The sequence below is a fragment of the Bacillus cereus group sp. MYBK101-2 genome (genome assembly GCF_051918845.1).
In the GTDB taxonomy this organism is placed as follows: domain Bacteria; phylum Bacillota; class Bacilli; order Bacillales; family Bacillaceae_G; genus Bacillus_A; species Bacillus_A paranthracis.
Genome location: NZ_JBQAIE010000010.1, coordinates 24,925 through 51,438 on the forward strand (window position 1 = coordinate 24,925; position 26,514 = coordinate 51,438).

The window sequence follows — 26,514 nt, forward strand, 5'->3', positions numbered from 1 at the left end:
TTATAAGAAAGGCTTATAGTAGTGCTGGAGGTGAGTGCTAATGCTTGCTGGAAAACAGTTGCTATTAGAAGAACTCTCTTCAGATTTACGGAGAGAATTAAGTGATTTGAAAAAGAAGGGAGAGGTTGTATGTGTACAAGGTATAACAAAGAATACTTCTAAATATATATGTCAGCGCTGCGGAAATATAGAGAAGCGGCTATTTGCATCATTTTTATGTAAAAGGTGCGGTAAAGCATGCGCGTATTGCCGGAAGTGTATCACGATGGGGAGAGTTAGCGAATGTACTGTACTTGTTCGCGGGATTCATGAAAGAAACGGAGACAGGGAGCGAAATCCATTACAGTGGAATGGGGCTTTATCGATTGGTCAGGAGTTGGCGGCGCAAGGAGTTATAGAAGCGATTAAGCAGAAAGAATCTTTTTTTATTTGGGCTGTGTGCGGGGCTGGAAAAACAGAAATGTTATTTTACGGTATAGAAGAGGCGCTCCAAAAAGGAGAAAGAGTTTGTATCGCAACGCCAAGGACTGACGTTGTACTGGAATTAGCGCCGAGATTACAAGAAGTGTTTCCAAGTATAACTGTAGCTGCTTTATACGGAGGGAGTGTAGATCATAAAAAAGATGCAGCGTTAGTCGTTGCAACGACTCACCAACTGTTACGTTACTATAGAGCGTTTCATGTGATGATTGTAGATGAGATTGATGCCTTCCCGTATCATGCAGATCAAATGTTACAGTATGCAGTTAGGCAAGCAATGAAAGAGAAAGCAGCGCGTATTTATTTAACTGCAACCCCTGATGAAAAGTGGAAGCGTAATTTCAGAAAGGGGAAACAAAAAGGTGTTATTGTGTCAGGACGATACCATCGTCACCCGTTACCAGTTCCTCTATTTAGTTGGTGCGGAAATTGGAAGAAAAGCCTCCATCATAGAAAAATTCCTCGCGTGTTACTACAATGGTTAAAAATGAACTTAAATAAAAAGTATCCTATTTTTTTATTTGTTCCTCATGTGCGATATATAGAAGAAATAAGTCAGTTGTTGAAAGGGTTGGATAATAGAATCGATGGCGTGCATGCAGAAGATTCGATGAGAAAAGAAAAAGTAGCATCTTTCAGAAAGGGAGACATTCCGTTATTAGTTACAACGACAATTTTAGAAAGAGGAGTAACTGTGAAGAACTTACAAGTGGCTGTGTTAGGAGCTGAAGAAGAAATTTTTTCAGAGAGTGCGCTCGTACAAATTGCAGGCCGAGCGGGGCGTAGTTTTGAAGAGCCATATGGTGAGGTTATGTATTTTCATTACGGTAAGACAGAGGCAATGGTACGTGCGAAAAAACATATTCAAAGTATGAACAAAAATGCGAAAGAACAAGGATTGATCGATTAATGCATTGTTTACTTTGTGATGAGTATATGGTGGAAACAGTTAGTTGGTACACCTTCTTTGTAAAGTCCCACCAAAAATATGTATGTGATAGATGTGAGCAAAAACTTTCCTATATTATAGGAGGAATTTGCATGGATTGTGGTCGTCCTTTAGATGACTTACCTACCCGATATAAAGAAAATGATATTTGCATGGACTGTGTAAGATGGAGGAATGAGGAAGGATATCGTCCTTTTAAAAATCGTTCGTTGTACGTGTACAATGATGATATGAAAGGTATACTAGCGCAGTTTAAGTTTCGAGGTGATGCGGAGTTAGTTCATATTTTTTATCAATCTTTTCGGGAGTTATTTCAAAAGTATTTTACGGACGTTTCAACCGTTATTGCTGTTCCGCTTAGTAGGGAACGGGAATATGAACGAGGTTTTAATCAAGCAGAGTTATTAGCAGCATGTTTGCCTGTCAAAAATTTTTATTCATCATTAAGAAGGAAGGACACAGAAAAGCAAAGTAAGAAATCGCGTAAAGAAAGGCTTTCGGGAAGTAATCCTTTTTATTTTCAGAGAGAAGAGATGTTTCATGGTCAACACATTTTACTTGTTGATGATGTATATACGACAGGAATTACAGTGAGACAAATTGGAAGTCTTTTCTATGATAAAGGAGCAAGCGAAGTTTCTAGTTTGACGCTCTGTAGAAGTTAATCTGTAACTGTCGAAAGAGATAATAAAAAGACGATAAGTCTTCTTTGACTTCGTATGTTGTCATTCGTTATAGTGAAATTATGGGGCAAATGCCCTGATTTTTAGAGTGAAGGGAATGGAATGAACATGCAAGGAAGAGTAAAATGGTTCAATGCAGAAAAGGGATTTGGGTTTATTGAGCGTGAAGACGGTGATGATGTGTTTGTTCATTTTTCTGCTATTCAACAAGATGGATATAAGTCATTAGAAGAAGGGCAACAAGTTGAGTTTGATATTGTAGAGGGAGCACGTGGACCGCAAGCAGCTAATGTTGTAAAACTGTAGGTATATTGTTTTTGGGAAGAGAAAGCTGCGCTTGTGGCAACGTTATATATATGGTAGAACCTCTTGTTTTTTTGCAAGGGGTTTTTGTTATGAATGGAGTTGTCAAAAAGTTGTTTCTTTTCTGTAACGAATTGTCCACAGTTATATTCGTTATTCACGATGTTAATAGGATAAAATAAAGATAGAAACGATGCATCTTTTCATTTCAACAAAAAACGATAAAAAAATCGCAATTCCACTAATTTTTTTAAAAAAGTTAGAAGGAGTTTTTAAGCCGGAGTCGAAATTATAGTACATAGGCTTGAAAGGAGGAATTCATCTATGAAATTCAACATTCGTGGTGAAAATATTGAAGTAACTCCAGCATTAAAGGAATATGTAGAGAAAAAACTAAGTAAGTTAGAGCGTTATTTTGATACATTCCCAGAGATTAAAGTTAATTTAAAAGTATACTCTGACAAGCAACGTGTCGAGGTAACAATTCCATTTACTGATTTATTACTTCGTGCAGAAGAAACTAATAGCGATATGTACGCTGCTATCGATTTAGTAGTTGATAAACTTGAGCGACAAATTCGTAAACATAAAACAAAAGTAAATCGTAAGTTACGTGAGAAAGGTTCTATGAAAACGAATTTTATCCTTCCAGAAGCAGTAGCTGTTCTGGATGAGGTAGAAGAGGATGAACTAGAACTTGTACGTACAAAACGATTCGATTTAAAACCGATGGACGTTGAAGAGGCAATCCTACAAATGGATATGCTAGGACATAATTTCTTCGTCTTCACAAATGCTGATACAAATGAAACTAACGTTGTATATGGCCGTAAAGATGGGAAATATGGTTTAATTGAAACTAAATAATAATTCAAAAGCGCAGCCGAAATGGCTGCGCTTTTTTTGTATTTTTATTTTTCGCAGCAAGGTTAAAAAACTTTGTAAGTAGCCGATTTCATTAAGAAGTGATTTTAGGCATTATTTCGTTAAAATCGCATGAGAAAATTCAAAACTTAGAGAAGCGAGTTAATCGTTATTATTTGGAACAAGCATAGGAATGTAGCTATCTTTACAAGTAATTCTTTGCTAGGAGTATATTATTGTTTTTGAAAATTTAACAAAATGTTCGCAAGTGTAAAAGTAATATTAAATATTCTGAAATCAATTGAAGGTATGTTGAGGTGTTGTTACTATAATATCGTATTATATGGATTCTATTACTCCAGTGAAAAAATAAAATCAATATAATGCTACAAATTATCGGAGGTGCTTTTAGTGAGCATTAAGAAAAAAAGTCGTTTTATGCTTGGATCTGTTTTATCTTTAGGTATTTTAGCTAGTACTTTCGTTTTAACCGAACCAGCTAATGCTGATACAAGGGATGATCATGTAGAATTTACCTTTAGACTTTGGAATGCATATGATTATACTAATGCACGTCCTAAAGAGACACCTACTTCTATGTATATGCGTGTGAAGAGTAGTGAAAAGGGTGGTGGTTCTTTCAACGTTTGGACAGAAGCAGATAAAAATAAAGGTAAAGGTGATAGAGATTGGGTAAATGTTTCAGGTGAGTCAGGTAAGCATGAAGGAACGGTGCGACCAGGTAAAACGTATCTTTTCCAAAATTACGCATATGAAAACTATGGAAAAAATGTACCTGTGAGATTCGGTGGTTATTCTAGAGAAAATAATGCTTATCCTACTGCTTGGAGCCCTGATAGTGTAAGACCTAGTGGACCTTACACTGAATATTGATTTAGAAATTATAAATTAAAATTATTTATTGTGTAACGTTAGAAAAAGTCGTCTAGTTCATCATCTGGATTATACGACTTTTTCTACTATTTCATTTTTTGAATAGGAGGGGCTGCAATGAAGATTATTTCAAAATATATTTTATTCTGTTGTTTTATATTGATTATTTGTTTATTAGCCTCTTGCCATAAGAAAGTGGATGAACCTATTGTAAATATTGAAGATACTTTAACGGAAAAAGATAATTTGAAAAGTATTCAGTTGAAAGAAATTAATAAAAATACTGTTTTTGAACAAGTATTTTTGGAAAATGAAACTGGTGATGATTTCTTTCAAGGGCAAATAGATAGAAATGATATTGCAATAAAAGATAATCTTTCAAATAAAAAAATAAAGTCAGGAGTTATACCAGAAAATTATTATGTTTTTTTGACAGGTGTTACGAATAAGAAAAAACCAACGTATCTTTTGGGACGGATTGAACAAATTGATGGAAAAATAATTCGGTGGAAACAAGAAGTTAAGAGTGTAAAAAGAAAAGGTACAAATGATGTTTATCAGTATGAAGTTGAGTTTCCTAAATTTGAAGGAGAGAGAGCAAATGTTTCTTTTCGTTACATCTGGTTAAATAAAGAAAATAAATGTTATGGTGTTGCGGATCAACTGTTCATATTAAAAAAGATTTGAATTTCATTAATGGTTTATGGAGGAGCTGTAGATGAGTTACTTTTTAAGAAGGATTTTAAAAGGTAAAATGTTTTGGTTGTCTTTATTTATTATGTTAGTAATTATTACTGCTCAATATATTTCTATGCTAGTAACAACTAAAGGATTTAATGATACTGGAATTATAAAGGTATCACCATATTTATCTAATATTTTATATTTTACTAGATTACCATTTTATAGTGAGTTTTATCTACTTATATTTCCTATAATCTCTGCAATGGCTGTAGCAGGGATTTATAGAATCGATAAAAATTATGGATTTATTTATCCTGTTATTTCTAAAATGGGAACGGGTTATTATTTTAAGCTACTTTATTTTATTAATTTTATTGTATCTTTCTTTATTATAAGTGTCCCTTTACTATTTAACTTTTATTTATATGCAATGACTTATCCAACAGTTGCTCCGCATCCGGTATTAAATTATATGGCTGCTACTGTTTCACCAACAGCTCAATTTCATACGGTTTATTATGAGTATCCTACTTTATATTTTCTTATGTATGTATTTTTAAATGGTTTATACGGTGCGGTTTTGTCAAGTTTGGCTTTATCAGTTTCGTTTTTTATAAAACGAGTTTATTTTATTTATTTAGTGCCATTTATTTTACATATTTTTTGGCTTGGTATTGGAAAGGGAATTCTCAATCCTAAAGATTATTTAATTAAAGATCTCGGCTTTTTTGAATTAAAAATTTTTCTTAGTGTATTGTTATGTATTTGGTTTTGTTCTGTAGTTCTTTATTTACGGGGGAGTAGGAAGCATGTTCTTTTATAATGTAATGAAAGAAACTATAAGGATGAAATATATTTGGTTAAGTATTCTTTTTTTACTTAATGTCAGTATCATAGGTTGTTTGTTCAATTATTTTGAACCTGGAATTGTAAAAGAGAAAATGAACGAATTGGAAACCTTGTATAAGGTTATATCGTTTTATAATTTGTCGACCATATTTATTCCTTTAACTATCGTTTTTTCTGTATATTCTATGTCAAATTTTTTTAGTATTTATGTAGTGTATCGAGTGAATAATGCATTGAAATTAGTTTCTATTTATTATTTGAAACTAATTGTTTTTGTTTGCTTTTTTGCTGGGAGTATGATTTTACAGTTGTTTTTGATGTCGAATATGATGGCTGTAACTAGTGTTGATGTAAATTATCCATTATTATTTTGCATTCAACTATTTGCGAATATTTTTATATGCATGATAAGTGCTTTCTTGCAATTATTTTTACCTAGTTTACTTGTAATAATATGTATGATTACTGCTGTTTTATTAGATAGATTTATATTACATGGATTTTTATTTACAAATGCTTTTTATATAAATGTGTTTGAAGATGCTACTGGTTTACTTATACGCTTATTTGGATGTTTTTTTATCTTTTTTATAAGTGTATGGATTTTATCTAAAAAAAGTTATATTTCTATGAATGATGAGACAGAGGTGATCTAGTTTACATTATGATTTTATATTATTTGTTAAAAAGAGATTTACATGTAAGGTTTCGAGATTCCATCAAGATAATGGCTTTTTTATTCTTAATTTACGCTATGATTGTAGTTACTTTTTTATACAATCAGCCTCTTAGTAATGGTAAAGAAACTGTATTAGTAGATGTTACCTTTTATCGATTTTTTCATGGAGTAGACTTTGTGGATTTATCTTATTTTTATAAGGAGGGGCGATTTTCTATCCCTTTTTATTGGATATTCTTTCAAATCGTTCCTTTGTTGCTAGTAGGGAAGTTTGCCCTTTCAGATATTCAACAGAATGGTGTTTATTTATTTCCTCGTGTTAAGAAGAAGCATTTTCTGTGGTTAACGAAAATGCTATCTTTGTTTTTTTACATAGTTTGTATTTGGGTTGTTATGTATTTTATTTGGTTTACGGTGTACTATTTGCTTCCTTATGGCGAGAGTTCTTTATATAGTCAATTTCCTTATAAGATATTAGGTACTATGCTAATTCAAATCATTATCAGCTTTTTATTAGCTTTAATTTTTGAGCTTTTAACGTTCTATATACCAATAACTATTGTTTTTGTACTAATGTTGTTGTACCTATTTTTGTCTATTTTCTTTCATAGTATTTATTTTTTAGGATCTTTTGTTATGCCAAATCGTTGGTATTTTGTTGATCACAGTTCAATTCAATTGACTTTAGGTAATAATCAATCTATTCAATGGAATGATTTACTTCTAATAGGAGTAGTAATTGTTGTTGTAATGATTTTATTAGGTAGTTTTTGTTTTAAAAAACTAGATGTGATAGGTGAATAATTTATGGACAATTATATTAAATGTGAATGTATGACGAAAAGATTAAAGGGAAATATTGTGTTAGATAATATTAGTTTGTCAGTAAAAAAAGGAGAGTTTTTAGTTTTGAAGGGGCATAATGGTTCTGGTAAAACAATGATTTTACGTGCTATATCAGGATTAATGCGTTTAAATTCTGGAGTTGTTTATATAGATAATGAAATGATTGGAAAACAAAAGCAATTCCCTGATTCTATGGGGATATTGATTGAATATCCAAGTTTTATTCCAGGGTATACTGGTTTTCAGAACTTGAAGTTTTTATCATCAATTAACAATAAAATATCTGATGAGGAAATTTATAATATTATTCAAAGGGTTGGACTTGATAAAACAGATAAGAGAAAGTATAAAAGATACTCTTTAGGTATGAAACAACGTTTAGGGATAGCGCAAGCTTTAATGGAGCAACCAACACTATTGTTATTAGACGAGCCAACGAATGCTTTAGATAGTGATGGGATAAAAGATGTTTTGGATATTTTGAAAGTAGAAAAGTCTAAAGGAACGACTATTGTTGTAGCCAGTCATGATGTGCATGTTCTAGATAATGAAATGGTAGATCGTATTGTACATGTTAATAATGGAAAGTTGGTAGATTAAGAGTGACAAGAAAATATGTCTTAATAAGCGTTGGATTGTGTCTGTTGCTATGTATATTTGCTAGTTTATTAAGATTTAAAACATTAAATCTTAATAATGAATCTTATAAAGTGGTAAAAGATGAGTTTTTATCTAATAGAACTTTTGAAGATGGGCAAGGAGTTACTTTTCATGCACTTAATCCTCTGGATTCTACAAAAGTTTATGATCCTTATGAAGACCGTGAAGTAGTGACGTATGTATTACCTTTAGATATTACAAATACAACGAATCGGGATATTAATTTGCTTAGTAATAAATCTATTTCTAATACAATGTTTTATTCTAAAATAGGAGAGTTTTATAATGTAATTCCATATTCAATGGAATTACCTGAAAAATATCAGTTTGAGCCTGTAATACCTGCTGGCAAAACAGTGCGAGGATATATAGGGACAAATTATTTTATAGGAGATGATCCTTATAAAAATTATAAAAACTTTTCAAATGAATCAACTAAAGTGAAATTCATTTCTTTTATGAAGGATCAGAAAGGGAAGTATCATGAATTAGAAATACCGATAAATTAATAAAATTTATGATTGGTACAGCTATATTTTAATGGTGTTTGTAGATCTTGCAACATAACAATATTTTTTAAAGTCGGAGTTTTTTTGCAGGTGTAAGTATCCATGGATGCTGCACCTGCGAAATTTCCGGCTTTTTGTAATTGTCGATTTAGATTTTATTAAGGAATTTCTGGTAGTCATGTTCTTTAAAAGGAAACTTGAAAGAATAGGACTTAGATTTAATACGAAATTTGTAACGTGAAATTGAAATAGCGAGACAGAGAAAAGGAACGTAACAAATAAAATAAAAACTTTTTTTGAATATAAGGCCCGACATTTTGCCGATTGTTGTCATAGTTATAAGACAAGTGTTACAATTATCATTAGGTATATACATTTTAGTTTTTTTAATTAGGAGAAAAATTGGCATAACATACATTTGATTTTTATAACGACTGATTGTAATAGAGAAAAAGAAAAACAATCGGAAGTTTTATTTTAATAAAAAAGAGGAGCGTATTTCCTATGATCGGTATTTTAAAAAAGGTATTTGATGTAAATCAACGCCAAATTAAACGTATGCAGAAGACAGTTGAGCAAATTGATGCATTAGAGCCATCTATTAAGCCATTAACTGATGAACAATTAAAAGGGAAGACGCTTGAATTTAAAGAACGTCTAACAAAAGGTGAAACAGTAGATGATCTACTACCTGAAGCTTTTGCGGTTGTTCGTGAAGCTGCGACTCGTGTTCTTGGAATGCGTCCGTATGGTGTACAGTTAATGGGTGGTATTGCCTTACATGAAGGGAATATCTCTGAGATGAAAACGGGTGAAGGTAAAACGTTAACATCTACATTACCTGTATATTTAAATGCTTTAACAGGAAAAGGTGTTCACGTTGTTACAGTCAATGAATACTTAGCGCAACGTGATGCGAGCGAAATGGGACAACTTCATGAGTTCCTAGGATTAACAGTAGGAATTAATTTAAACAGTATGTCACGCGAAGAGAAACAAGAGGCTTATGCTGCTGATATTACGTATAGCACAAATAATGAGCTTGGATTCGATTACTTACGTGACAACATGGTTTTATATAAAGAGCAGTGCGTTCAACGCCCACTGCACTTTGCTATTATCGATGAAGTCGATTCTATCTTAGTCGATGAAGCGCGTACGCCACTTATTATTTCTGGACAAGCTCAAAAATCAACAGAGCTGTACATGTTTGCAAATGCATTCGTTCGTACGTTAGAAAATGAAAAAGATTATTCATTTGATGTGAAGACGAAAAATGTAATGTTAACAGAAGATGGTATTACGAAAGCGGAGAAAGCTTTCCATATTGAAAACTTATTTGATTTAAAACATGTAGCGCTTCTTCACCATATTAATCAGGCACTTCGTGCGCACGTTGTTATGCATCGTGATACAGATTATGTTGTACAAGAAGGCGAAATCGTAATTGTAGACCAATTTACTGGTCGTCTTATGAAAGGTCGTCGTTATAGCGAAGGGTTACACCAAGCTATCGAGGCAAAAGAAGGCGTAGAAATTCAAAATGAAAGTATGACGCTTGCGACAATTACATTCCAGAACTACTTCCGTATGTACGAAAAGTTATCTGGTATGACTGGTACAGCGAAAACAGAGGAAGAGGAATTCCGTAACATTTATAATATGAACGTTATCGTAATTCCAACGAACAAACCGATTATTCGTGATGACCGTGCAGATTTAATCTTCAAATCAATGGAAGGTAAATTTAATGCTGTTGTTGAGGATATTGTAAATCGTCATAAACAAGGGCAACCAGTTCTTGTCGGTACAGTTGCGATCGAAACGTCAGAACTTATTTCAAAAATGTTAACACGTAAAGGTGTACGTCATAACATCTTAAATGCGAAAAACCATGCGCGTGAAGCGGATATCATTGCAGAAGCAGGTATAAAAGGCGCTGTAACGATTGCGACGAACATGGCAGGTCGTGGTACAGATATTAAGCTTGGAGACGATGTGAAAAACGTTGGTTTAGCCGTTATCGGTACAGAGCGTCACGAAAGTCGTCGTATTGATAACCAGTTACGTGGTCGTGCTGGTCGTCAAGGGGACCCAGGTGTTACGCAGTTCTACTTATCAATGGAAGATGAACTAATGCGTCGCTTCGGTTCTGATAATATGAAAGCGATGATGGATCGCCTTGGTATGGATGATTCTCAGCCAATCGAAAGTAAAATGGTTTCTCGTGCAGTAGAATCTGCGCAAAAACGTGTAGAAGGAAATAACTATGATGCACGTAAGCAGTTACTACAATATGATGATGTACTTCGTCAGCAACGTGAAGTTATTTACAAACAGCGTCAAGAGGTAATGGAGTCTGAGAACTTACGCGGTATTATTGAAGGTATGATGAAATCTACAGTAGAGCGTGCGGTTGCACTTCATACACAAGAGGAAATTGAAGAAGATTGGAACATTAAAGGTCTTGTTGACTACTTAAATACGAACCTTCTGCAAGAAGGAGATGTGAAAGAAGAAGAATTACGTCGCCTTGCTCCAGAGGAAATGAGCGAGCCAATTATCGCGAAATTAATAGAGCGTTACAACGAAAAAGAGAAGCTTATGCCAGAAGAGCAAATGCGTGAATTCGAAAAAGTTGTTGTATTCCGTGTTGTAGATACGAAATGGACAGAGCATATCGATGCGATGGATCACCTTCGTGAAGGTATTCATTTACGTGCTTACGGTCAAATTGATCCACTTCGTGAGTATCAAATGGAAGGATTCGCAATGTTCGAATCAATGATTGCTTCTATTGAAGAGGAAATTTCTCGTTACATTATGAAGGCTGAAATTGAACAAAACTTAGAGCGTCAAGAAGTTGTTCAAGGTGAAGCTGTTCACCCATCTAGCGATGGCGAAGAGGCGAAGAAAAAACCAGTTGTAAAAGGTGACCAAGTGGGCCGCAACGATTTATGTAAATGTGGTAGCGGTAAAAAATATAAAAACTGCTGTGGCATTGGGAAGTAATATAGGGCGGTAGCCCAGGCTGCTTTGCAAACTTTTACATCAAAAATGTATAATTAAGAAGGATTAAACTCTCTCCGTCATAAGTGGAGAGAGTTTCCCTTGTTTTCATACGAAAGTAACAGCAATTACATAGAGGTGAAGGAAATGGAATTAGTAGAAATTAGACAGGAATTAGAGAAAATGGCTAAGAGATTAGCGGCTTTTAGGGGGTCTCTTTGACCTCCCTACTAAGGAGAAACAAATTGCAGAATTAGAAGAGAAAATGATGGGCGCAGGATTTTGGGATGACCAACAAGGCGCACAAGCTGTAATTAACGAAGCAAATGCACTGAAAGATATGGTTGGAAAGTTCCGTCAGCTAGATGAGACGTTCGAAAACCTAGAAATTACGCATGAGCTTTTAAAAGAAGAGTATGATGAAGATTTACATGAGGAACTTGAATCAGAAGTAAAAGGCTTAATTCAAGAAATGAATGAGTATGAGCTGCAGTTACTACTTAGCGATCCTTATGATAAAAATAACGCCATTTTAGAATTACACCCAGGTGCTGGTGGAACAGAGTCACAAGACTGGGGCTCTATGTTACTACGTATGTACACACGTTGGGCTGAAAAACGTGGGTTTAAAGTAGAAACTGTTGACTACTTACCAGGTGATGAAGCTGGTATTAAGAGCGTTACTTTATTAATTAAAGGTCATAACGCTTACGGTTACTTAAAAGCTGAGAAAGGTGTACATCGTCTTGTACGTATTTCACCATTCGATTCTTCAGGCCGTCGTCATACATCGTTCGTATCTTGTGAAGTTGTACCTGAGTTCAATGATGAAGTTGAAATTGAAGTGCGTACAGAAGACTTGAAAATTGATACGTATCGTGCAAGTGGAGCGGGTGGACAGCACGTTAATACGACAGATTCAGCAGTTCGTATTACGCATACACCGACAAATACGGTTGTAACGTGTCAGTCAGAGCGTTCTCAAATTAAAAACCGTGAGCATGCGATGAAGATGTTAAAAGCGAAATTATATCAAAAGAAATTAGAAGAGCAACAAGCGGAGTTAGATGAAATTCGCGGAGAACAAAAAGAAATCGGATGGGGTAGCCAAATCCGTTCTTACGTATTCCACCCATATTCTCTTGTGAAAGACCACCGTACAAATACAGAGGTTGGTAATGTGCAAGCAGTTATGGATGGAGAAATTGATCCATTTATTGATGCTTACTTACGTTCTCGCATCTAATAAGCTAAGTGAAAAAAAGCCAACAAAATTGTTGGCGCACGTTGAGGATATAGAGGACATAAAGGGTGCTATTTTATTTATATGGATGAAGTACAGAGGAAGAGAAGTTGGAAACGACAACTTCTCTTTTTGATGGGATTATATGTAGCATACAATGTTGTATATTGTTTTGTAAAAAGTAGAAAATAGTAAAACAGATTGGCAATAGAGTAAGGCTTTCTACAGAATTTTTCTAAATTCCCGTTCAAAAAGAATCCTTTATAGAAGTTTATAAGTTGTTCACAGAATTGAAACAACTTATAAAAGCTTTATATCATTAGGGTTCTCACTTTATTTTTGAAGAATATGAAATATACCTTAGTTTTTCTATATAAAGATAATGCTTATAATGAAAATGAGTGTGTTAGGAATGAAAAGAATATCAACAATGGGGAGCGATAGAAGTGAAAAAGAAATTATTGGCTATTGCGCTAGGAACATCAGTCGTTTTTGCTTTAGGAGCGTGTGGAAATAAAGAAGAGAGTAAGCCTTCGAACCAGTCTGCAAGTACAGACAGTGCAGAACAAATTTTCCAAAGAAGTTGTGCTGGGTGTCACGCAACAGATTTATCAGGAGCAACTGGACCTGATTTAAGAAAAGTAGGCGGGAAGTACGACGCTGCAGATATCGAAGAAATTATTAAAAAAGGTCGCGGTTCAATGTCGCCAGGACTTATTCAAGGTGAAGATGCGAAAAAAGTAGCTGAGTGGTTAGCTGAACATAAATAAAAAGGGGGAAAATGGACGAGTTGATTCATATAATCAACTCGTTTCCCTTTTTTTGGAATGTAACATAACTGTAACAAAAATGTATCCAAACTGGAAACCGTTTGATGTTACAATGAGGTTTGTAGAATTTTGCTGAAATATATTACATAGAGTAGTATTGCTTAGAAAAAGAGTATAAGTAGACTACCTTCAACAAGAGTGGTTTAAAAGAGAATAAAGGTTTAGCTTTTATTTTCAAATGTACAGAAAAGTATTTCGAAAAAAATCATTAAGTATTGGGTGATAAATAATGATAAAAATGACGAATGTTTATAAGGAGTACCCGAATGGTATGAAAGCCATTGCTGGTCTCACAGTTAACATTAAACAAGGCGAGTTTGTATACGTAGTTGGACCGAGTGGAGCCGGAAAATCTACATTTATTAAAATGATGTATCGTGAAGAGAAGCCATCTACAGGATCAATTAATGTAAATGGTCTTACTATCGAGTCATTAGCAGAAAGAGACGTTCCATATTTCCGTCGTCAATTAGGCGTGATTTTCCAAGACTTTAAATTACTACCTAAATTAACGGTATATGAGAATGTTGCGTTTGCCTTAGAAGTAATTGAAGAAGAGCCAGATGCAATTCGTGAGCGTGTAACAGAAGTGTTAGGTCTTGTAGGTCTTGAAGATCGTGCAGACGCACTTCCAAGCGAACTTTCAGGCGGGGAGCAGCAACGTGTTGCGATTGCGAGAGCAATTGTTAATAGACCAAAGGTTGTAATTGCCGATGAGCCAACAGGTAACTTAGATATTGAAACAGCTCTTGATATTATGAAGATTTTCACGCGCATTAATGAGCGTGGTACAACGATCGTTATGGCGACACATAACGCAGATATCGTAAATACAATCCGTCATCGTGTAATCGCGATTGAAGGCGGAAAAATTGTTCGAGATGAGATGGAGGGAGGATACGGATATGAAGGCTAAGACCCTTAGTCGACATTTGCGAGAAGGTGTAAAGAATCTATCACGTAACGGATGGATGACGTTTGCTTCTGTTAGTGCAGTAACAGTTACATTATTACTTGTAGGTGTCTTTTTAACAGCGATTATGAATATGAACCATTTTGCGACGAAAGTAGAGCAAGATGTAGAAATTCGTGTACACATTGATCCAGCAGCAAAAGAAGCTGATCAAAAGAAATTAGAAGATGATATGAGTAAGATTGCAAAAGTAGACTCTATTAAATATTCTTCTAAAGAAGAAGAGTTAAAACGTTTAATTAAAAGCTTAGGCGATAGCGGAAAGACATTTGAGTTATTTGAACAAGATAACCCACTTAAAAACGTATTCGTTGTAAAAGCAAAAGAACCAACAGATACAGCAACAATTGCGAAAAAGATTGAAAAAATGCAGTTTGTAAGTAATGTTCAGTACGGAAAAGGGCAAGTTGAACGATTATTTGATACTGTAAAAACTGGTCGTAACATCGGGATTGTGTTAATTGCTGGTCTTTTATTCACAGCGATGTTCTTAATCTCTAATACAATTAAAATTACAATTTATGCTCGTAGTACAGAAATCGAAATTATGAAACTTGTAGGTGCAACAAACTGGTTTATTCGTTGGCCGTTCTTATTAGAGGGATTATTCCTAGGAGTATTAGGATCAATTATTCCAATTGGCTTAATTCTAGTTACGTATAATTCGTTGCAAGGTGTGTTTAACGAAAAACTTGGCGGAACAATTTTCGAACTTCTACCATACAGCCCATTCGTATTCCAATTAGCTGGTTTACTAGTGTTAATCGGGGCTTTAATCGGTATGTGGGGAAGTGTAATGTCAATTCGTCGCTTCTTAAAAGTATAAAAAGTTGCAAACATAATTCGTACAAGCTTATCATATAGTAGAAATAGGTAAAGGCATCACACACTGTGTGATGCCTTTTGCTACACCACCTGTGTGTTTTGGAAAGGGGAATTCCGCATTGAAACGTAGAGTTGCAATTATTGGAATGGTTGTTGCATTTTTAATTGGTGCTGGCGGAATGTTTGCGGGTATGTCTTTATTTGGGGTTAACCCAGCAGAAGTAACGCAAACAATTTCGAATGGAAACGCTAGCACTGCGCAAGGGAATTTGGCAAAAATTAATGAGGCGTATGCACTAATTGATTCACGTTATGTGGAAGACGTGAAAGATGAAAAATTAGTCGAAGGTGCAATACAAGGCATGTTGTCTACGCTGAAGGACCCTTATTCCACGTATATGGATAAAGAAACGGCTAAACAGTTTAGTGAATCGCTTGATCCCGAGTTAGAAGGGATTGGGGCTGAGGTGAACAAAACGGACGGTAAGCTTATTATCGTATCTCCAATTAAAGGCTCACCAGCAGAAAAGATTGGAATTAAACCGAATGACCAAATTTTATCTGTAGATGGAAATAGTGTGAAAGATTTATCACGTGAAGAAGCAGTATTAAAGATTCGTGGTAAAAAAGGAACGACTGTTGCGATTGAAATTAAGCGTGCAGGAGTAGCTGATCCGATTGTATTTAAAATTAAGCGTGAAAAAATTCCAATCTTCACAGTGTTTAGCTCTGTGAAACAAGAGAGTGGAAAAGATATCGGTTATATGCAAATCACTTCTTTTGCTGAAAATACAGCGAAAGAATTTAAGGATCAGTTAAAAGAGTTAGAGAAGAAAAACATAAAAGGCTTAGTTATTGACGTACGTGGTAATCCAGGTGGCTACTTAAATAGTGTAGAAGAGATACTAGGAGAAATTATGACGGATAAAAAGCCGATGCTACAAGTAGAGCAAAGAAATGGTGAGAAGAAGAAATTCTCTACGGAACTAAAAGAGAGAAAGCCATATCCAATTTCAGTATTAATTGATAATGGAAGTGCTTCTGCTTCAGAGATTTTAGCGGGTGCGCTAAAAGAGGGAGAAGGATACGATTTAATTGGTGAAAAAACGTTTGGCAAAGGTACTGTTCAGCAAGCTGTTCCATTTAAAGATGGCAGCAATATCAAATTAACGATGTTCAAATGGTTAACACCGGATGGAAACTGGATTCATAAAAAAGGAATCAAGCCAACTGTAGAAGTGAAACAACCAGATTATTATCATGCGACACCAATTCAAATTGAAAAGACACTCTCATACAATGCAAATGATGTACAAGTAAAACATGCCCAAGAAATGCTTAAGAGTTTAGGATATGTACCAGGACGTGAAGATGGCTACTTTAGTAAAGAGACAGAATCAGCACTGAAAGCATTCCAAAATGCGAATAAGATGGAAGCGACAGGACAGCTCGATAAAAAGACAGCTGAGGCGATTCAAACGAAAATTATTGAAAAAATCCGTTCTGGAGAAAATGATCTACAATTACAGTCAGCATTAAAATTAATGGCGAAGTAAAAAGAAATACAGGCGGTTTGCTGCCTGTATTTTTTTGTGTTAAACAAACGTTTGTCCAGTTATGATAATATAAAAAGAAAGAATGATATAAATGGTGGTGAATGGGTTCGTGGAGGCATGGATTTTTGAAATAATGCGGGCAGTTGGACGTTTTTTCTTACACCCTGCTGTCTATGTATTTTTAATAAGTAGTATCTTCGTTGGATACTTACGTATGTTACGAGAACGAAAAGATTTTTCTTTTAAAGTTTATGATATTTGGTTTGAACTGCGAACATCTTTATTGGCGGGAGTTAAATACGGATTAATCGTATCTATCATTACGATTGGGCTCGGACTTGTTGTTTCTAAGGCGAGCTTATGGGCCATTTTACTTTGGACGTTACTATTTGGATTAACTGCTATGTATCGATATTTATCAGCGGCTTATACGTTTAGTATTGCGATTGTATGTGTTCTATTATCTTCTAAGCTACCAGTTTCTTTCTTACAGCTTGGAGAAGGTGAAGAGAATACAATCGTATCCCTTGCTATTTTGCTAGGCATCATGCTCGTTGTAGAGGGCTTGTTGATTTCTAAAAATGCAGTAGGATATTCGACGCCGAAGATTAGGAAGGGGAAGCGCGGATTAAAGATTGGTTTACACGAATCAAAGCGTTTATGGATCGTTCCTATTTTTATTCTTGTACCAGGTGACGCAGTAACGCAGTTTATTTCATGGTGGCCTGTCGTTTCAATCGGTTCACATACATATTCTCTATTCCTCGTTCCATTTTTAATTGGATTTATGAGAAGGATTAGAAGTTATGAGCCGACGGAAGCTTTATTATTTACAGGAAGACGTGTGTACGGATTAGCAGGATTTGTGCTTGTTTTAGGAATTGCAAGTTATTGGTGGCACGTACTTGCCATTATTGCAATGGGCGTTGCAATGCTTGGACGTTTTACAATTTCCATGCAAGAGAAAATTGCGGATGAAACAAGACCAGCGTACTTCGCTGCACGTAATGACGGACTCGTTGTACTAGATACAATTCCAAATACAATTGGAGCAGAGCTGAATTTACTGCCTGGAGAAATGATTACGAAAGTAAATGGAGTCATTCCAAGAAGTGCTGAGGAATTTTATGATGCGCTTCAAACGAAGACGACAGGAGCATTTTGTAAATTAGAAGTATTAGATACAAATGGAGAACTTCGCCTTGCTCAAACGGCATTATACGCTGGTGGACATCACGAATTAGGTATTGTGTTTGTTCAGCAGGAGCATGAGTGGGATACGGAAGCGATGTAATAGAAGAAAAGGTATCATCTTGTGGTGATGCCTTTTTTGTTTTTTTTGCGGGGGAAGGTAGTTAGTAAATGAAATTTATATCGGCGATTTTCCGAATATATCAGCGCAACTTGAAATATATCGGCGATTTTGCAAATATATCAGCGCAACTCGAAATATATCAGCGATTATTCAAATATATCGACTTTCTAGCAAAAAACGACAACTATCGCAAACCTCATTTTAGTTTCATAGTCGAATCACTTGAATAATTATTTGATAATAGTTATCATTTAGAGAGTCTTTTTAATTTTGGAAAATGGAGGGAAGATATGCTACGTAAATTTTTTTCTTACTATAAACCGTATAAAGGTTTATTTATACTCGACTTTTCTTGTGCGGTCGTCGCAGGATTATTAGAACTCGGCTTTCCGCTTATCGTAAATCAATTTATTGATAAGTTATTGCCAGGGCAAAACTGGACGCTTATTTTATGGGCTTGTTTCGGTTTACTCGCAGTTTATATGTTAAATGCAGGCTTACAATATGTCGTTACATATTGGGGACATATGCTTGGTGTTAACATTGAAACAGATATGAGACAGAAATTATTTGATCATATTCAAAAGCTATCATTCAGATTTTTTGATAATAATAAAACAGGTCATTTAATTTCACGCCTTACAAACGATTTAATGGAAATTGGGGAAATTGCTCACCACGGGCCAGAAGATTTATTTATTGCCGTTATGACTTTAGTTGGGGCATTTTCATTTATGATGATGATTAACTGGAAGTTAGCGTTATTAACGTTCTTCGTCATTCCATTCTTATTATGGTTAGCACTTTACTTCAATAAAAAAATGACAGGTACATTTAGACGTTTATTCTCAGACGTTGCTGATTTTAATGCATGCATTGAGAACAATGTTGGGGGAATTCGTGTTGTACAAGCATTCGGAAATGAAAAGTTTGAGAAAGAGCAATTTGCTGTCAACAACGCCCGTTTCCGTACAACGAAATTAATGGCGTATAAAATTATGGCGCTAAATTCGTCAATTAGTTATATGCTTATGCGTCTCGTAACGCTCTTCGTCTTAATATGCGGTACATGGTTTGTTCTGCAAGGAGAATTAACGTACGGTGGATTTATCGGATTCGTTCTATTAACGAATATTTTCTTCCGCCCAATTGAAAAAATTAACGCGGTAATCGAAAGCTATCCGAAAGGGATCGCTGGTTTTAAAAGGTATGTAGAGCTTCTTGAAACAGAGCCAGATATTGTGGACTCTAAAGATGCGATGGAAGTGAAGCATGTACATGGTGATATTCAATATAACAACATTACATTCGGATATGAAAACAAAGAACCGATTTTAAATGATATTAGTTTGAAAATACATGCAGGTGAAACAGTTGCGTTCGTTGGGCCATCTGGAGCTGGAAAAACGACGTTATGTAGCTTATTACCACGCTTTTATGAACAATCATCTGGATCAATTCAAATTGATGGTATTGATACGAAAGACATGACGTTATCTTCACTTCGTAAGCAAATTGGAATTGTGCAGCAAGATGTGTTCTTATTCTCAGGAACGATTCGTGAAAACATTGCTTACGGAAATTTAAAAGCATCAGAAGCTGATATTTGGCAGGCGGTAAAGAGAGCTCAGTTAGAGGATTTAATTTACTCGCAGCCAGACGGTTTAGATACAGTTATCGGTGAGCGCGGCGTGAAGCTTTCAGGCGGACAGAAACAACGTCTAGCAATTGCTCGTATGTTCTTGAAAAACCCGCCAATTTTAATATTAGATGAAGCGACTTCTGCACTAGATACAGAGACGGAACTTGCGATTCAAAAATCACTTGCTGAACTATCTGTCGGCCGTACGACGTTAGTTATCGCTCATAGACTGGCAACGATTAAAAATGCAGATCGCATCGTCGTTGTAAATAAAGATGGTATTGCAGAACAAGGTTCACATGATGAATTAATTGAACAAGGCGGAGGATACAGTAGGTTATACGAAGCTCAGTTTAGTTCGTAAATATAATTTGTACGGAATTAGTGCACCATAAGTAGGTAAAAAATCTCATATGGGAGGTAATAAAGTATGATTGTAACTACAACGTCTACAATTCAAGGAAAAGAAATTATTGAGTACATCGATATCGTCAATGGAGAAGCGATTATGGGCGCGAATATCGTTCGTGACCTTTTTGCCTCTGTTCGTGACGTTGTCGGCGGTCGTGCTGGCGCTTATGAAAGTAAATTAAAAGAAGCACGCGACATCGCAATGGAAGAAATGAAAACTTTCGCAAGACAAAAAAATGCGAATGCAATTGTTGGTATCGACGTGGATTACGAAGTAGTTCGCGAAGGGATGCTAATGGTTGCAGTGAGCGGGACTGCTGTCCGTATCTAAAATGAAAAGCCGTGCTGATGCACGGCTGTTTTGTTATCATGTCGAAGCTTCTATATTTCTTGGGAAATGTGGAAGGCCTTGTCGATATATAGGGAAGACATTAGAGCGCTTCTTTACATTTTCGGATTTGAACTAATAATGTTTCGTATTCTTGTTCGAGAGATGTGATGTCATCGTGATGATTTGGTATGGAAATTCGGCCGATGATTTCTGTTAATTTTGTTTGTAATCGTAATAATTCTTGTGCAGTAACGTTTACAGAAGCATCGGCTGTTCGGTTTGTGTATTGCTCGTAATTACCATGGAATACCCTTGGTTCACTTTCATCTACTTGTAGAATATGGTCTGCAACAGAACGAATGAAGGCACGGTCGTGGCTAATGAAAAGTATAGTGCCAGGATATTCTTGTAGCATGCTTTCTAATTCTTCTTGCGTCGCTAAGTCTAAATAGTTTGTCGGTTCATCGAGCAGAAGCATATTATAGTTTCCTAAAAATACTTTTGCGAGTGCAACCTTCATTCGCTCACCCCCGCTTAGAACGTGCACAGGTTTATGAACATCTTCACGGCGGAATAGAAGCCTTGCAAGTATTGTGCGAACGAACGACTCTGTATAGTTTGTTTCTTCTAGAACATTTTCTAAAATGGTTTTATCTGTTTTTAAAATGGATAGTGTTTGTTCAAAGTACCCAATCTTACAACTTTTCGAAAGCTGCATGCCACGCTCGTTTGCGAGAAGCATGTTAAACAGGGTCGTTTTTCCACTTCCGTTTGCCCCTAAAATAGCAAGCTTTGCACCAGGAGCAATCGTTCCATTCATATTTTTAAATAGTGTGCGGTCACCTATTTTCTTTGTTGCTTTATTGAACTGTACTGCCACTTTACTATGAATGGGTGTATGGTATTGTACGTCAAACTGGGCTTGAGAAAGCTCCTTTGGCTTTTCTTTCTTTTCTAGTTTTTCAAGACGTGTCTCTAATGCTTTTGCTGCTTTACTAACCTGTTCTTGGCCATGAGCCCCACTTAATTTATAAAGTTTAGATTCAGATGAACTGAACCGTGTTGGGATTTTTGTCATGCTAGAAGCACGTTGCTTTTTTTGTAAAATGGACTTCTCTAAACGCTCTTTTTCGTTTATATACTGCTCGTATTCTGTTTGTTTTTGTGTTCGTTCACGTTCTTTTTGCTTTCGATAGTTGGAATAGTTTCCTTTATATTCTTGAATTATCCCGTCTTCAATTTCAATGATTTTTGTGCATATATTATCTAGAAATTCACGATCATGTGATATTAAAACAAGTGCACCTTTATAAGATAAAAGTGCCTTTTCTAATTGCTCTGTACCGAACATATCTAAGTGGCTTGTTGGTTCATCAGCGAATAGAATGCCTGCATCTTGTTCGAGAGCATGGGCAATCTTTAGACGCATTCGTTCCCCGCCGCTCATTGAATTTGAGATGTTTGAAATATTCCATTTTCCTTTTGCTGTAGAAGAAGCGACTTTTGGTAATTCCTCGCTAATTTGAGGAATGATGCTGATAGAGCTATGGTGAGTTACTATGCCTTTGTCAGCTTCTATTTCTTTACTTAATATTTGTAGTAACGTAGATTTACCAACCCCGTTGACGCCGACAATTCCTATGCGATCCTGTGCTTGAATTTCCAGTGACGGTAACGTAAATAGTGTGCGATCACCAAAGCTCTTCTCAATATTACGTGCGAATAAAATAGTCATAAAAAAACCTCCCTAGTTTCACTAGAGAGGATAAACGTCGCCCTTGCATGTAAAAATCGTACATAAATAAACGATTTTTTTACATGATCGTTTCGAAAGAAAGTATCGACAAATGGACAGACTAATCCCCTGCTAGTTTTCATCATTTTTTGTTCACTATTTGTGATGGATGAAATAAATAAGAGAATTAGAACTTCATTGGTCAAATTACCTTCCTTTCATAATATTACCTTTATTGTATGCGTATACAAAATAGTTTGTCAAACTTATTTCTGCTTGTGATTTTTGAATTTTGTATTATAAATTTGTGCCTTCGCTAGCGCCTCAGCGTCATTTTGAATTTCATCTAGTCCATTCGCATCCCCAATAACATAACCTTCAAATGAAGAACCAACAAAATCAAAGATATATTGGAATTGAGCAATAAGCGGTAATGCTTTTAGTTTTGGGTTATCTCCGCCAACGATGACAACATACATTTTTTTACCTTTCATTTTCTCTTTGAAATGAAGTGATGTATCGCGTAAGCTTTGTGACCAGCGATCAACGAAGTTTTTCATATGTCCGCTCATTCCGTACCAGTATAGCGGTGTAGCAAAGATAATTGTGTCGTGCTCTAACATGCGTTTCATTAACTGCTCGTAGTCATCATCTACAGGTTGGAATCCTTCTGCATCATGACGTTGGTCTGTAATAGGATGGATTGTATGGTCTCGCAAGTAAATTTGTTCTGTTTCAATGCCCTCTATCATCATATGTGTTAAAGCTTCTGTATTTCCATTTTGTCTTGAACTGCCATGTATAACAAACATGTTATCATTCCTTTTCTTTTGCTTGTTTTAGGAGTGAAACGTGTTTTTGCAAATTCGTTTGAATGTTGGAAAGCAATGAGATTTGCTTTGTTACTTCATTGAGTTTATCTTCGTAAAGTGTAAGGATGCTGCTGCACGGATTGTCATATAGGTGCGGCTCTATTTCAAGGCAGCGTAGCATCCTTGCCGTCTCTTCTAAATTTAAGCCGATTTGTAAGTACATTTGAATAAGCTCCACTTTTTCGATAGCACTTTCATCGAAATCACGATAGCCATTTGCGAGGCGTTTCGAAGGGAGTAATCCCTTTTCTTCGTAATGTCTTAGTGACCTTTCGCTAACGCCAGTTTCTTTTGATAACTCCCCAATTCGCAATGTGTTTCACTCCTTTTACATGTATTGTAAACCTTCACACTAATGTGAAGGTCAATGCTGTTTTTTCGCAAAAGAATTTACATGATTTAAAAACACTTGAATAGCTTTAGACGGAATAAAATATTTGCCGCGCACGATGGAGAATGGACGGATGAGTTGTTCATCTGGAACTTCGACGTGGAATAGTTCTTTTGCCAGTAGCTCTTTCCGTACAGTCCAATCAGAAAGTATAGCGATGCCAAGTCCGGCAGCGACAGCTTCCTTTACGCTTTGGATACTACTAAAGGTAAAGAATCGTTTCATTTTTAAATGGTGTTGATGAATAAAGCGATCGCTATAAGCACGTGTTCCGGAGCCACTTTCTCTTAATACCCACACTTGATCTTGGAGTGTCCTTTCATTCACTTCCTTTGTGTCGAGCAGTGGATGATTTGGCGGGACGACGAGTTTCATTTCATCTTGCATAAACGTTTCAACGTCAACGTCGGCGTATACGACTTGTCCTTCTACTAAGCCGATATCAATTTGATTAGACCGAAGACTTTGCAAAACATCTTCTGTATTTGAGATAAAAGTATGAACTTCGACGTGTGGATTTTCATTCGCATAGTTAGCCAGTATTTTTGGAAGTAAGTATTCACCGATTGTAAAACTAGCACCGATGCGAAGAGTTCCTGTTACAACGTTATGTAGCTCGTTAATTTCTTGCTTAGCATCTTCGTAAAGAGAGAGCATTTGCTTTGCATGTATATATAAAATGTTTCCGGCCTCGGTCACTTGAACGTGCTTTGGAGAGCGCTGAATAAGTGTAGTGCCAAATTCGTTTTCTAAGTTGCGAATGTGCATACTTACGCCAGGTTGTGAAAGGTTTAATAATTCTGCTGCACGAGAGAAGTGTTTCTGTTCAACAACCGTAACAAAAATTTTTAAAATGTCTACGTTCATATCATCTGCTCCTTTCTTTTTCTATCATCTTATCATAAGTATTTCTGATGATAGAGATTTGGTATTGGTATTAAACTTATTATAGAAACTCTCTTATAATGTAAGTAGAAAGAACATGCATGTTCCAATATGATTATTGGAGTGGTTCAAAGTGGAACAAACACTTGTTATACAAAAGAAGAAGCGTTTTGGATTTTCGCAAGGGATTGGGATTACATTATTAATCGCAATTGTGGCGAAATATTTAGCGGAGCTTCCATTTTTAAATATTATGGGACAATTAGTAATTGCTATTCTAATTGGGATGGTTTGGCGTGCGGCAATTGGAGTTCCTCATGATGCGATTGCAGGGACGAACTTTGCGAGTAAGAAGTTGCTGCGCTTTGGGATCATCTTACTTGGAATGCGATTAAATCTTGTTGATATTGCGAAGGCGGGACCGAAAGTATTGGTTATCGCTGCGGTTGTTATTACATTTACGATTTTCGTTGTATATGGACTAACGAAAGTATTTAAGGTAGAAAAGAAACTTGGGATTTTAACAGCATGTGGAACAGCAATTTGCGGCGCGGCAGCGGTCGTGGCAATTGCGCCGCAAGTGAAAGCAAAAGATGATGAAACGGCAGTTGGGGCTGCAATTATTGCTATTTTAGGTACGATATTTACACTTATTTATACGTTATTATATCCAGTGCTTGGCTTTTCTCCGTACGGCTACGGTGTATTCTCGGGTGCGACGCTGCACGAAATCGCTCATGTCATCGCAGCTGCGGCGCCAGGAGGAAGTACGGCTGTAGACATTGCAGTTATCGTGAAGTTAACGCGCGTTGCAATGCTTGTACCAGTAGCGATTTTAATTGGCCTATGGTTTGGAAAGAGTGAAGGTAGCAAGGAAAAAAGATCGTGGCGTGACCTTCCAATTCCATGGTTCATCTTCGGATTTTTAGCAATGAGTGCAGTGCATTCGCTCGGGATTATTCCAGAAGTTGTTGCTGGCTACATCGTTGTTCTTGCTTACATGCTTATCGCAATGGCGATGGCGGGACTTGGTTTAAATGTAGAGTTTAAAACGTTCCGTAAGTTAGGAAGCAAAGCATTCGTGGCGGGGCTAATTGGCTCGGTTTGCTTATCGGTGCTTGGATATGTTCTTGTATATGCGTTAGGATTTATGTAGTAAAGGAGAGAGCTGTTCCCGAAGGTATATTTGGGGGCAGCTTTTTCTTATGTTTACCTTGCTACGAATGTCGGTATTTGTCGGTAAGTCGATATATTCGAAAAATCGCTGATATAAATGGAGTTGCGCTGATATATTTGGGAAATCGCCGATATAATTTCAGTTGCGCTGATATATTTGAAAAATCGCTGATATAAATTGAATTACTTTTGTACTTTGTTAGAGTAGATGTTTAATGAGACGTTTTTCTAAAATTTGTAAAAATATCTTTACTTGTATTTGGAAAATATTTATAATTAAAGTAAAGATATCTTTACTTTTGAAGGTGGAGCCTATGGGTGTAAAAAATAAAATTAAAGAATTAAGAAAGCAGCATCATATAACGCAAGTTGAAATGGCAAAAGCGATGCAGGTGACGCGGCAGACAATTGTGGCGATTGAAAACCATCATTACAATCCGAGTCTAGAGTTATCCTTAAAAATCGCCAAATATTTTGGAGTGAAGGTGGAAGAAATATTTACGCTAGAGTAAGGGGAGGAAAAATGAACGATACGAAAAAGTTATTGATCGGTGCGACTTTTGGATTGTTTTTGGGAGACATTATAGTTCATATTATGAATCCGGCTATACCAATTTTACCGCTCGTAGTTAGTAACATTTTAGCGATTGTATTTTTAGTGTTTTATACAAATTACAAAAAGCGTAAGTACAAAGAAGAGGAACTTCCCGATATAGATGAGCGAGTAAATGAAAATATAAAGAAGCATGTAAACGTCTCATTTGTATTCGCATTTCTTTTGCTTATTGTTTATATTGCTGCGAGTAAAGCAATAGGCAGGGCTGTTATACCTGTGCAAGAGATATTTATAATATGTAGTTCCTTATTTGCAGGTAGTCTCATCATAGGAGTGATGATAGGAAAACGAGCATAGCGATAGG

General features: G+C 35.9%; 27 protein-coding genes. 23 read left to right on the forward strand and 4 right to left on the reverse strand.

What is annotated here, in order from left to right; all coding sequences use genetic code 11:
- Window positions 1-40 precede the first annotated feature (40 nt).
- The 20 genes from comFA (at window position 41) to ACTFSI_RS18750 (ending at window position 20,535) form a co-directional block, all read left to right on the forward strand.
- Entirely contained in the window at window positions 41-1,390 is a 1,350-nt protein-coding gene (comFA, locus tag ACTFSI_RS18655) for an ATP-dependent helicase ComFA (protein WP_138320743.1), read from the forward strand.
- Entirely contained in the window at window positions 1,390-2,094 is a 705-nt protein-coding gene (locus tag ACTFSI_RS18660; protein WP_041184158.1) for a ComF family protein, read from the forward strand. The genes comFA and ACTFSI_RS18660 overlap by 1 nt, the downstream gene beginning before the upstream one ends.
- A gap of 126 nt (window positions 2,095-2,220) precedes the next feature.
- The gene (gene cspC, locus ACTFSI_RS18665) at window positions 2,221-2,418 is read left to right on the forward strand and encodes a cold shock protein CspC (RefSeq protein WP_001162041.1); all 198 of its coding nucleotides are present in this window, start codon (window positions 2,221-2,223) and stop codon (window positions 2,416-2,418) included.
- 321 nt (window positions 2,419-2,739) lie between these two features.
- Entirely contained in the window at window positions 2,740-3,282 is a 543-nt protein-coding gene (gene hpf / locus ACTFSI_RS18670; protein WP_000671190.1) for a ribosome hibernation-promoting factor, HPF/YfiA family, read from the forward strand.
- Between the two features lie 408 nt (window positions 3,283-3,690).
- Window positions 3,691-4,173 (forward strand): hypothetical protein, encoded by a 483-nt coding sequence (locus tag ACTFSI_RS18675; RefSeq protein ID WP_000023378.1) that lies wholly within the window; start codon window positions 3,691-3,693, stop codon window positions 4,171-4,173.
- A 117-nt stretch (window positions 4,174-4,290) separates the two neighbouring features.
- Window positions 4,291-4,860: a hypothetical protein gene (locus ACTFSI_RS18680; protein WP_000691998.1), complete on the forward strand. Its 570-nt coding sequence runs from the start codon at window positions 4,291-4,293 to the stop codon at window positions 4,858-4,860.
- A gap of 31 nt (window positions 4,861-4,891) precedes the next feature.
- On the forward strand, window positions 4,892-5,680 hold the full coding sequence (locus tag ACTFSI_RS18685; protein ID WP_000120066.1) for a hypothetical protein: 789 nt from the start codon (window positions 4,892-4,894) through the stop codon (window positions 5,678-5,680).
- Entirely contained in the window at window positions 5,667-6,362 is a 696-nt protein-coding gene (locus ACTFSI_RS18690) for a hypothetical protein (RefSeq protein ID WP_139896180.1), read from the forward strand. The genes ACTFSI_RS18685 and ACTFSI_RS18690 overlap by 14 nt, the downstream gene beginning before the upstream one ends.
- Before the next feature lie 71 nt (window positions 6,363-6,433).
- Window positions 6,434-7,189, forward strand: a complete 756-nt coding sequence (locus ACTFSI_RS18695) for a hypothetical protein (protein WP_041184269.1) — start codon at window positions 6,434-6,436, stop codon at window positions 7,187-7,189.
- A 3-nt stretch (window positions 7,190-7,192) separates the two neighbouring features.
- Window positions 7,193-7,831 (forward strand): ATP-binding cassette domain-containing protein, encoded by a 639-nt coding sequence (locus tag ACTFSI_RS18700; RefSeq protein WP_044792036.1) that lies wholly within the window; start codon window positions 7,193-7,195, stop codon window positions 7,829-7,831.
- A 41-nt stretch (window positions 7,832-7,872) separates the two neighbouring features.
- Window positions 7,873-8,400, forward strand: coding sequence for a hypothetical protein (locus ACTFSI_RS18705; protein WP_440045569.1), 528 nt, complete (start codon window positions 7,873-7,875; stop codon window positions 8,398-8,400).
- A gap of 504 nt (window positions 8,401-8,904) precedes the next feature.
- Window positions 8,905-11,412: a preprotein translocase subunit SecA gene (gene secA, locus ACTFSI_RS18710; RefSeq protein ID WP_000579366.1), complete on the forward strand. Its 2,508-nt coding sequence runs from the start codon at window positions 8,905-8,907 to the stop codon at window positions 11,410-11,412.
- Between the two features lie 144 nt (window positions 11,413-11,556).
- Window positions 11,557-12,655, forward strand: a protein-coding gene (prfB, locus tag ACTFSI_RS18715; RefSeq protein ID WP_096001716.1) for a peptide chain release factor 2 whose coding sequence is annotated in 2 segments (ribosomal slippage) — window positions 11,557-11,628 and window positions 11,630-12,655 — 1,098 coding nt in all. Because the reading frame shifts where the segments join, the coding sequence is not laid out codon by codon here.
- A gap of 443 nt (window positions 12,656-13,098) precedes the next feature.
- The gene (cccB, locus tag ACTFSI_RS18720) at window positions 13,099-13,422 is read left to right on the forward strand and encodes a cytochrome c551 (RefSeq protein ID WP_000727968.1); all 324 of its coding nucleotides are present in this window, start codon (window positions 13,099-13,101) and stop codon (window positions 13,420-13,422) included.
- A gap of 289 nt (window positions 13,423-13,711) precedes the next feature.
- Window positions 13,712-14,398, forward strand: a complete 687-nt coding sequence (gene ftsE / locus ACTFSI_RS18725) for a cell division ATP-binding protein FtsE (protein ID WP_000594318.1) — start codon at window positions 13,712-13,714, stop codon at window positions 14,396-14,398.
- Window positions 14,388-15,281, forward strand: coding sequence for a permease-like cell division protein FtsX (ftsX, locus tag ACTFSI_RS18730; protein ID WP_000645019.1), 894 nt, complete (start codon window positions 14,388-14,390; stop codon window positions 15,279-15,281). Before ftsE ends, ftsX begins: the two co-directional genes overlap by 11 nt.
- Before the next feature lie 118 nt (window positions 15,282-15,399).
- Window positions 15,400-16,836 (forward strand): S41 family peptidase, encoded by a 1,437-nt coding sequence (locus ACTFSI_RS18735; protein ID WP_000830290.1) that lies wholly within the window; start codon window positions 15,400-15,402, stop codon window positions 16,834-16,836.
- Window positions 16,837-16,927: 91 nt separating this feature from the next.
- Window positions 16,928-18,130 (forward strand): PDZ domain-containing protein, encoded by a 1,203-nt coding sequence (locus ACTFSI_RS18740; RefSeq protein WP_138320744.1) that lies wholly within the window; start codon window positions 16,928-16,930, stop codon window positions 18,128-18,130.
- Window positions 18,131-18,441: 311 nt separating this feature from the next.
- Complete coding sequence (locus ACTFSI_RS18745; protein WP_000944618.1) at window positions 18,442-20,157, forward strand: ABC transporter ATP-binding protein; 1,716 nt, start codon at window positions 18,442-18,444, stop codon at window positions 20,155-20,157.
- A gap of 66 nt (window positions 20,158-20,223) precedes the next feature.
- The gene (locus tag ACTFSI_RS18750) at window positions 20,224-20,535 is read left to right on the forward strand and encodes a heavy metal-binding domain-containing protein (protein ID WP_000637523.1); all 312 of its coding nucleotides are present in this window, start codon (window positions 20,224-20,226) and stop codon (window positions 20,533-20,535) included.
- A gap of 100 nt (window positions 20,536-20,635) precedes the next feature.
- Here ACTFSI_RS18750 and abc-f read toward each other — a convergent pair whose 3' ends face one another.
- From abc-f to ACTFSI_RS18770, 4 genes are all read right to left on the reverse strand, one after another.
- Window positions 20,636-22,270: a ribosomal protection-like ABC-F family protein gene (gene abc-f / locus ACTFSI_RS18755; protein WP_197225668.1), complete on the reverse strand. Its 1,635-nt coding sequence runs from the start codon at window positions 22,268-22,270 to the stop codon at window positions 20,636-20,638.
- Window positions 22,271-22,536: 266 nt separating this feature from the next.
- Window positions 22,537-23,082, reverse strand: a complete 546-nt coding sequence (locus ACTFSI_RS18760; RefSeq protein ID WP_317460089.1) for a flavodoxin family protein — start codon at window positions 23,080-23,082, stop codon at window positions 22,537-22,539.
- 4 nt (window positions 23,083-23,086) lie between these two features.
- A complete protein-coding gene (locus ACTFSI_RS18765) occupies window positions 23,087-23,455 on the reverse strand; it encodes a MerR family transcriptional regulator (RefSeq protein ID WP_001219201.1) in 369 nt (122 codons plus the stop codon).
- A 51-nt stretch (window positions 23,456-23,506) separates the two neighbouring features.
- Window positions 23,507-24,400, reverse strand: coding sequence for a LysR family transcriptional regulator (locus ACTFSI_RS18770; RefSeq protein ID WP_440045556.1), 894 nt, complete (start codon window positions 24,398-24,400; stop codon window positions 23,507-23,509).
- A 151-nt stretch (window positions 24,401-24,551) separates the two neighbouring features.
- Here ACTFSI_RS18770 and ACTFSI_RS18775 point away from each other — a divergent pair, with 151 nt between their 5' ends.
- The 3 genes from ACTFSI_RS18775 to ACTFSI_RS18785 all read left to right on the forward strand — a co-directional run bounded on the left by ACTFSI_RS18775 (window position 24,552) and on the right by ACTFSI_RS18785 (window position 26,507).
- Window positions 24,552-25,574, forward strand: a complete 1,023-nt coding sequence (locus ACTFSI_RS18775; RefSeq protein WP_044790925.1) for a YeiH family protein — start codon at window positions 24,552-24,554, stop codon at window positions 25,572-25,574.
- 334 nt (window positions 25,575-25,908) lie between these two features.
- A complete protein-coding gene (locus ACTFSI_RS18780) occupies window positions 25,909-26,106 on the forward strand; it encodes a helix-turn-helix transcriptional regulator (RefSeq protein WP_000538359.1) in 198 nt (65 codons plus the stop codon).
- Between the two features lie 11 nt (window positions 26,107-26,117).
- A complete protein-coding gene (locus tag ACTFSI_RS18785; protein WP_044790924.1) occupies window positions 26,118-26,507 on the forward strand; it encodes a hypothetical protein in 390 nt (129 codons plus the stop codon).
- The last annotated feature ends 7 nt before the right edge of the window (window positions 26,508-26,514 follow it).